This is a genomic window from Nitrosomonas aestuarii, assembly GCF_003046585.1.
Taxonomy (GTDB): Bacteria; Pseudomonadota; Gammaproteobacteria; order Burkholderiales; family Nitrosomonadaceae; genus Nitrosomonas; species Nitrosomonas aestuarii.
Map to the genome: position 1 here is coordinate 1 of NZ_QAAE01000036.1, position 7635 is coordinate 7635.

Sequence of the window (7635 nt, forward strand, 5' to 3'; positions counted from 1 at the left end):
TCAGGAAATGCATCTGTAACTGACCATCTCTTGGCCGGAGGCAAATCACTCAATTCTTTCCTAGTCTCTTTAAGCTCAAGCTGCCCATCCCCATCCTTGAAACACCCCGGCAACAACACCAGAGCAAGTAAACAAACCATCAGGCTAATCAACTGAATATTTTTCATGACGTTCTCCTTGGATAAGTAATTAAAATGCATCCCTGACCGACCATTGCTTACCGGGCGGCAATGTTTCCGGACTCAACCGCCGGGTCGCCGCTTCACGCCCGGCCTGCCACATGGCACTCTGGTCCACTTGTGCCTGGTTTTGCGCATTGATGGCGTTATGCTGCGCAATCAGGAGATGGCGGATCTGCAGCAGCTGGTTGGATTGATGTGCCGCCAGCTGGTTGGCGTATTGCAGCGCTTCCATCTGTCCTTGCGCAGTCTGCGTTCTTTGCTGCAGTATCTGCAATTGTGCGGCGTCGAGCGGAATCTGTTGCGAGTGATGGTCCAGACCGCGCAAGACAGCGTCATTCGCACTTTTCTGTGCGTCCGTACTGGCTTCCTGTCCCTGCTGCAATAACTTCCAGGCGGATTCGGTGCAATTACCGTCAAGATTAAAACAGGGTGAACTGCGGTAGTAATTGACATTGCGAAACTGTTGCAGATAACCGTCCAGGCCGCCATAACGCTGGCCGTAGTAGCGGATCGTATTGGTCATATGCATGAGCTTGTTCATGGTGTACTGTGCCTGCGCCCAGACATACGCCGGCGGCGCCAGGGTATTTCGGATCATGTTCTCGTATTGCTGCAGTTGTGTCTGGTACTGCTGGATCTGCTTCAATGTTTGAGATACATTTTCAATCGCGGCAACGGTGGTCTGTCCCATATTCGCAGCATCAAACACAGGAATTCCCCCTGCTTTTGCATTGCCTGAACAGATCAGGATAGACAACAGGACGGTGAGCGTTGTTTTCAGAATGGTACCGGGGTTGTTTGTCATGGATAATCACTCCTTGCATAATCAAAAGACTGCCAGGGTTTGTTAAACACCATGTCTTTGGTCACGATGATGTTGAAACGATACCCCGGCCTGATTTCCAGTGTTGGCGAAATATTCAGGTTTTTGCGGATAAGATTGGCTGTGACCAACCCCAGCTGCTGACCAAGCGACTGACTCATGATACTGCCCGCATTCTGCCGCCCGAACGCGCCACCCGAATCACGCTGGCTATAGGCCGCACCGGCCACGATCGCAGACATAATCAAGGCGGAGCCAAAGATGCGCAGATAATGATTGTTTACCTGGTCTTTAAAACCCGCGTACCCTACGCCGTCCGCACCCGGCATGGCGCCGATATCCATCGTCTTGCCATCCGGGAAGATAATACGCTGCCAGGCAACCAGAACCCGCGCCTGGCCGAACTCGACTTCACTGGCATACGTGCCCACCAGGCGTGAGCCCTGTGGAATCAATCGGTGCTTGCCGATGGGTGAATCGTAAATATTCTGGCTGACCTGCGCCATGATCTGACCGGGCAGACTTGAATTGATACCGGAAATCAAGGTGGCCGGTATCACAAACCCGGTCTGCAGAATATAGGGCGATTGCGGTTTTCTGACTTCACTGTTCAGACCCCAGCGTTCATCTTCGCCGTCAAACCGTGCATAATCATTGGCGTTAGTCATTACTGGATCATTGAACAGCATCGGTGCATCATCGATGTCACTGTCCATACCCAAACCTGCACCCGGACCACCGCCCTGCCCTATTTTTAATTGCGCCAGGCGCGCATGATAGGCGCTGGTTGGATCTTCGCGCAGATTGGCGTCAATCTGCTGGCGTACCCGGGCGAGCTCTACCAGTGCCTGTTCACGCGATGGCGTGCCGGTATAGACAGGTTCAGACGATGACCCCGCACTTCTGGGCGCAATCACATTCACATTGGTTTTGGCCTTGATCGCTTCTTCAAGCTGCTGGCGTTTGAGCATGCGGATATGTTCAAGATCAGCCTGGCGCGATGCGTCATTTACCGGCATATCCGGCGGCATTGGCGGCAAATCAAGATCGACTGGCCGCTCGATCATAATCTGTGCACGCAGGTTCTGTTCAGGCAGTTCAGGAAATCCGGGCGGCTGCGCTTCTTCAGCCCGTATTTTGGGCTCGATAATGCCGCCGATATAATCCTTGGCAATAAGACTGGCAAAATGACTGCCGGACTGCACGTCATGGCCGTCTGCATAATCATTGTCGCTATACTCGGTTGCCCGGTTCATTGCCACCACCATCATCAGCAGCATGAACACCAGCATGATTGCACCAAAGATATAGAGCGGCAGGTTATTGACGCGCCGCACACCGATACGTTTACCAACCGTATCGGGCGAAGTATCCGGCGATAACAGCTTATCCGTTGACATCCCCTGCCCTCCTTATTGCCTTCGCACCCAAAGACCGGCCGGCGCAATCTGTTCGGACTGCGCTACAAAGGCACGCGTCAATCGCTGATCGTCAATCAGAATGCTGACATGGTACAAATCATCCGAGTGGTCGATAATGTAACTCAGCGCCAATCCAAAACGGGTGACAGAATCTGTGACTTCAACCGGATTATCTGCTGTCGCTTTGTCCTGCTCAGAACTGAGCGCAAAGATTGAGTCAGCCGGTGCTGCCTCACTGACTGCATAGCCCTGTATGCGCAGGTTTTCTATTAGGGCCTCGCCAAACGGATCGGTGGCGGCATGCTGCATATCGAACCGGGTGCTGGCAGCCGGATAAAGCCGGGCAATCCGGCCTGCGACGTCTTCAGCCATTACCGTGCTGTATTGACCAAACGCCGGTGACGGGTTCTGGATGAAACTGCCATACGGCTGTGTTGTAATACAACCCGCCAGCAATAACAAAACACAGATGAAGACAGGCTTGGCAACAATGCTTTGTATAATTTTTACCTGGTTTGACGGTTTCATCATCAGTTCCCCCGTGTAATCGTGACACGGCTTTGATTACCACCGACCCCTGCAATCAGGACCGCCTTGTCAAATACCGTATCCACAATGTAGCGGTCGCCGTGCAGCCGGTAGTTGACCATCACCGTATCATCTTTTTTAAACAAGCCGCCTTCCCTGTTGAGCAACAGCAAAGTCGGCGCTTCAGTCTGCGCCATGATCTTCGGCATCTGGATAATGGTTTTGTGGCCATCGTTATAGACCCGCACCGGTTTCCATACCGCACTGCCCGCAACCGAATAACCGAAATCGAGATTACCCAGGTATTCACCGGTTTCCGGTATTACGCGCGATTGCCTGACTGCCATTGCACGATTGTCTCTGCGCTTGATGGCATCCCATTTGGCCAGTGCATCTTCCGGATAGACGAACCCGACTCTGGGCATGAAATCGCGCCGGTGCGACCGCAGCCGCATGTGATAGGTGCGCCGGTTGGTCGTCACCACCAGAGAAGTCTCAAGCCCAACATCCAGCGGCTTTACAATCAAATGCTGCACTTCCGACGCACCCTGCCCTGTAATCGCCGGTTCTATCAGCCAGCGCGCCTGATCGCCCAGGTGAATGGAATTGACCTGCTCGCCGGGTTGCAATTCAATATCGCATACCTGCAACACCGCACAGACAATGCTCGGCTGCTGCGCGCCAAACAGAAAGCGGATCGAGCCGTCGGTACCGGCGACCGGCTTGATGCCCTGCGCATTGTTCGCCTGCCATTTTTTAGCAATGGCGATGGCTTCACGTTCCTGTGGGGTTAACTGCGGATTCTTGCCGGTAAAGTAGGCCTCAGTCAGATTGCCGGCCAGGACTGGCGTAATGATCCCAGTGAGCAGGGCCAGCGCAGTTAAGGGGATGAAACGTTTCATGATGGGCCTCTCTACGATTGCTTCGACCAGGAGAAATCCTGAATAAAAATACCGAGCGGGTTGTTTCGAATCTGTTCTTCCGTCGTGCTTTGCGTTGGCGATCGGTGATAGATTCGAATCAGCGCGCGCATCTTGAACGGCTGCTCGGTTAAATGTCCCTGGCGGTCATACACCTTTTCCAGCCAATCGACCTGCCAGGTTTCAGGCGACTGCGGAATCACCGATATGATGTCCACACTGACCGTCTGCGTTTCAGCCCGCTTGAACGGACTGCTGGCCTCGGTCCCGTTAAACCATTCGTTGGCCTTGGGTGTTGCCGCATCGTTGGTGTTAAGCATCGCATAGGCGCGGAAGATCGCTTTACGCTGCAACGCCACATCCGGGGTGACCATGCGCATGTCATTAATGAATGACGCAAGCGAGGCATGTACCACGCGCTGATCGGCAATGGCGGCCCTATCGGCGCGGGATACCGCAATCGCTTCGCCAAGCTTGTTGACCTGCACCACATATGGGATGAACTTGGACTGGCTACCGATATGAATCATGCCGCCGATACCGGCCAGTGCGATCAACAGGCATAAAATAGCGAGTATCTGCCACATGTTGCGTGAAGACTGCACGGAGCGCATATGATCGTTCCAGGTGCGTCGTGCAGACAGGTACGGATTATCGTTTTCTCCTGCCCGGCGGCCACCTTCAATAAAACCGCCCTGCTCCCAGGTTTGCTGATTGTTTTTGCCCGTCCAGTTGAACATGCCTGTTTTGATTTTTGTGGTCAGATCACCAATCGTACTCATGCCGCTATGCCTTGTTTGTTTAACGTAATACCCTTGATCGCCAGCCACCGGTCAACCCAGCCGTCGCCATACCGCGCGTACAACTGCTTGATGGTGGCAATCGATTCCTTGTCGGTTGATCCCACAAACGCGAGTGCCAGCTCTCCCAGCGCCAGCGCGTATAACCGCCGGCCGTTCTCGGACACGGTGTAGTAATGCTGTTTAGGGATCGCTGTTGCCAGTATTTCTATCTGGCGGGCATTTAAACCCATGCGCCGGTAGAGCGCTGCGGCTTCTTCATCGCGGGCAAATACGTTGGGAAGGAAGATTTTGGTGGCGGTGGATTCGACAATGACATCGAGAATACCGCTATTGGCCGCATCCGACAGGCTTTGGGTGGCCATCAGCACCAGGCAGTTGTTTTTGCGCATCACCTTGAGCCATTCACGGATCTTGGTGCGAAATGCCGGATGACCGAGCATCAGCCAGGCCTCATCCAGGATAATGGCCGCAGGCTGGCCCTGCAGGCTGCGTTCAATCCGGCGAAACAGGTATAAAAGCGTGGGCAGTGCGTACTTATCACCGAGATTCATCAATTCCTCGATCTCAAAGGTGGTGAAGTTCGACAGCTTGAGTCCATCCTCCTCGGCATCGAGCAGATGCCCCATCATGCCATCGATGGTGTATTGTTTGAGCGCTTCGCGGATGGTTTCATCCTGAATCGTCACCAAAAAGTCAGACAGGGTGTGGGAACCGCTCTGGTGCATGTTGGCAATGGCAAGGCTCACTTCATTTCTTTGCTGCGGTGTTACCGTCATACCGTTTAATTCCACCATCAGACACACCCATTCCAGTGCCCAGGCGCGGTCTCCTTTGGATGTCAGAAACTGCAATGGGCAGAATGCCAGCGATTCATCGTCCCCTGCCACGGTAAAATGCTGGCCGCCGACCGCCCGGGTCAGCGGATACATCGACATGCCTTTATCAAAGCAATACACCGACATATTTTTGTATCGCCGCAATTGCGCGGCAATCAGTGCTAAATGCGTGGATTTACCGGCACCGGTCGGGCCAAACATAAAAGTGTGGCCCAGATCGCGCACATGCAGGTTGAGCCGAAATGGGGTGGCGCCTTGCGTCACGCAGTGCATCAGCGGCGGTGAATTGGGTGGATACATCGGACAGGGTGCATACGCTTTGCCGGTCCAGATGGTATTGACCGGCATCAGGTCGGCCAGATTCATGGTATTGATCAACGGCCGGCGCACATTCTCCACACCGTGACCCGGCAGCGTGCCCAGATACGCTTCCATGGTGTTGATCGATTCAATGCGCGCGGCAAAGCCCAGATGATTGATGGCTTTTTCGACTTTGCGGGCCGCTTCTTCGAGTTTTGCGCGGTCTTCCATCATCAATACCACGGTGCTGGTATAGTAACCCTGCGCCACAAAGCCGCTGTTGGTTTCAGCGATAGCTGATTGCGCATCGACGGTCATACTCGCGGCATCCTCATCGATAACACTGCTGTTTAGATGAAACACCTGGTCAAAAAAACCGCGTATTTTTTGTTTCCACTTTTTGCGGTACCTGTCCAGGCGCGACACCGCTTCATGGGTATCCAGAAAGATATAGCGTGTCGACCAGCGGTAGACAAACGGCAGTTCGGTCAATACATTCAACATGCCGGGCGTTGACCCCAGCGGAAAGCCTTCTATCGAGACCGTCTGCACGAAATTGCGCCCGATTCTGGGGACAACCCCGCCCCACATTTCCTGACCACCCAGAATGGCATCGAGATACATCGGATTGGCCGGCAGCGCCATCGGATGATCGCGCCCGGTAATGCACAGCTGCAGCCAGCTTAAAAAATCATCATAGGTGGTTGTTGAGCCGTCTTCATTGACCTGTTTGCGCCCTTTCAAGCGCGTCAGTTCAATGGTGCCCGACAGCCTTGACTCCAGATTGGCGCACTCGCGCGAGAAATACTGCAGCAAGCCTTGCGTGCGTGCCGCATGGTCGGGGGTTTTGCTGTCGTCATCAAACATCATTTCAACAAACCTGCGCTGTGCGAGCATCGGCGGCAGATACGTGAGCGACAATACATAATAACCCTCGTACAGGGTACCGAGCGATTCAAAGTATTCACGGCGTTCCTCATCAATAGCTGCCGATACGGGGTCCGGGTAGTGGGATAATCCCCTGCCGGCATACGCCGGCGCGGGTTTGCGCACCGCATCGACATGCATCATCCAGCCGCTGCCCAGGCGTGACAGCGCCTGATTGATCTGCCGCGACACCTGTTCGCGCTCGATATCGGTACTGCTTGCGGTATCGCTGCCCTGATACAGCCAGGCGGCCATCAATGCACCGTTCTTGCCGACAATCACGCCATCGTCAACCACGGCTGCATATACCAGCAGATCGACAAAGCCGGTTTCTTTAGACCGGTGTTTATCAAGTTTGAAGGCTTTGGTCGTCTCGCGAATACGCATGAACAGCATCCACAGCAGCAATGCGCCAAGGATGGCAATCAGGATCGTGATTGCCGCAATCATTGAAATTGCCGCTCCATACGTGGCAGGTTGTCATAAAACGGCGTGCTGCGCGCCGGATAGTACCGTCTGTAGTGAAGCTGGCGCAGGTATACATGGCGCAGCATCGGATCATGCTTGGCCATCAGCCGCAGCGCAAACAATGCAAAAATCCACAGTGCAATGCCAAAGATGGCTGTTTTGATTTCCATGGCCGCAAAGATCGATGTGGCTGCAATCAGGATCGAGAACATCACCAGTTCGCGATCACCGCCCATGAACAGGTTCGGACGGTTACCGGACTGGCGGACCGGGTATTACCTGATTACTTCGAGCGTATCCAATACTGGATTGGGTTCTGCCCTTTCACCTGGTTCCTGGATCGCGCTATTCGGAATCAGTGCGCCCTGGAACAGATTGGTCATGATGTTATTGGCGCCGATCAGTAACGCCATCACCAGCACGATAA

Annotated in this window: 6 protein-coding genes and 1 pseudogene; all 7 read right to left on the reverse strand. The window is 53.9% G+C overall.

Going from position 1 to position 7635, the window contains the following annotated elements:
• Positions 1-189: 189 nt before the first annotated feature.
• Positions 190-987 carry a P-type conjugative transfer protein TrbJ gene (gene trbJ, locus C8R11_RS15500; protein WP_107796484.1) on the reverse strand — a complete coding sequence of 266 codons (798 nt, stop codon included), beginning with the start codon at positions 985-987 and terminating at the stop codon, positions 190-192.
• Positions 984-2405 (reverse strand): TrbI/VirB10 family protein, encoded by a 1422-nt coding sequence (locus C8R11_RS15505; protein ID WP_107796485.1) that lies wholly within the window; start codon positions 2403-2405, stop codon positions 984-986. Before C8R11_RS15505 ends, trbJ begins: the two co-directional genes overlap by 4 nt.
• 12 nt (positions 2406-2417) lie before the next feature.
• Entirely contained in the window at positions 2418-2957 is a 540-nt protein-coding gene (locus C8R11_RS15510) for a conjugal transfer protein TrbH (protein ID WP_244907730.1), read from the reverse strand.
• Positions 2957-3856, reverse strand: coding sequence for a P-type conjugative transfer protein TrbG (trbG, locus tag C8R11_RS15515; protein ID WP_107796486.1), 900 nt, complete (start codon positions 3854-3856; stop codon positions 2957-2959). Before trbG ends, C8R11_RS15510 begins: the two co-directional genes overlap by 1 nt.
• Positions 3857-3867: 11 nt before the next feature.
• Positions 3868-4656 (reverse strand): VirB8/TrbF family protein, encoded by a 789-nt coding sequence (locus C8R11_RS15520; RefSeq protein WP_107796487.1) that lies wholly within the window; start codon positions 4654-4656, stop codon positions 3868-3870.
• Positions 4653-7190, reverse strand: a complete 2538-nt coding sequence (locus C8R11_RS15525) for a VirB4 family type IV secretion/conjugal transfer ATPase (RefSeq protein ID WP_107796488.1) — start codon at positions 7188-7190, stop codon at positions 4653-4655. Before C8R11_RS15525 ends, C8R11_RS15520 begins: the two co-directional genes overlap by 4 nt.
• Positions 7187-7468 (reverse strand): annotated as a pseudogene (locus C8R11_RS16335) (conjugal transfer protein TrbD); the annotation flags it as partial. The gene C8R11_RS15525 and the pseudogene C8R11_RS16335, both read right to left, overlap by 4 nt.
• Positions 7469-7635: the final 167 nt, after the last annotated feature.

Excerpts from the sequence above, each read along its gene's own strand:
- trbJ (WP_107796484.1), bottom strand. The coding sequence starts at position 987 with ATGACAAACAACCCCGGTACCATTCTGAAAACAACGCTCACCGTCCTG.
- C8R11_RS15505 (WP_107796485.1), bottom strand. The coding sequence starts at position 2,405 with ATGTCAACGGATAAGCTGTTATCGCCGGATACTTCGCCCGATACGGTT.
- C8R11_RS15510 (WP_244907730.1), bottom strand. The coding sequence starts at position 2,957 with ATGATGAAACCGTCAAACCAGGTAAAAATTATACAAAGCATTGTTGCC.
- trbG (WP_107796486.1), bottom strand. The coding sequence starts at position 3,856 with ATGAAACGTTTCATCCCCTTAACTGCGCTGGCCCTGCTCACTGGGATC.
- C8R11_RS15520 (WP_107796487.1), bottom strand. The coding sequence starts at position 4,656 with ATGAGTACGATTGGTGATCTGACCACAAAAATCAAAACAGGCATGTTC.
- C8R11_RS15525 (WP_107796488.1), bottom strand. The coding sequence starts at position 7,190 with ATGATTGCGGCAATCACGATCCTGATTGCCATCCTTGGCGCATTGCTG.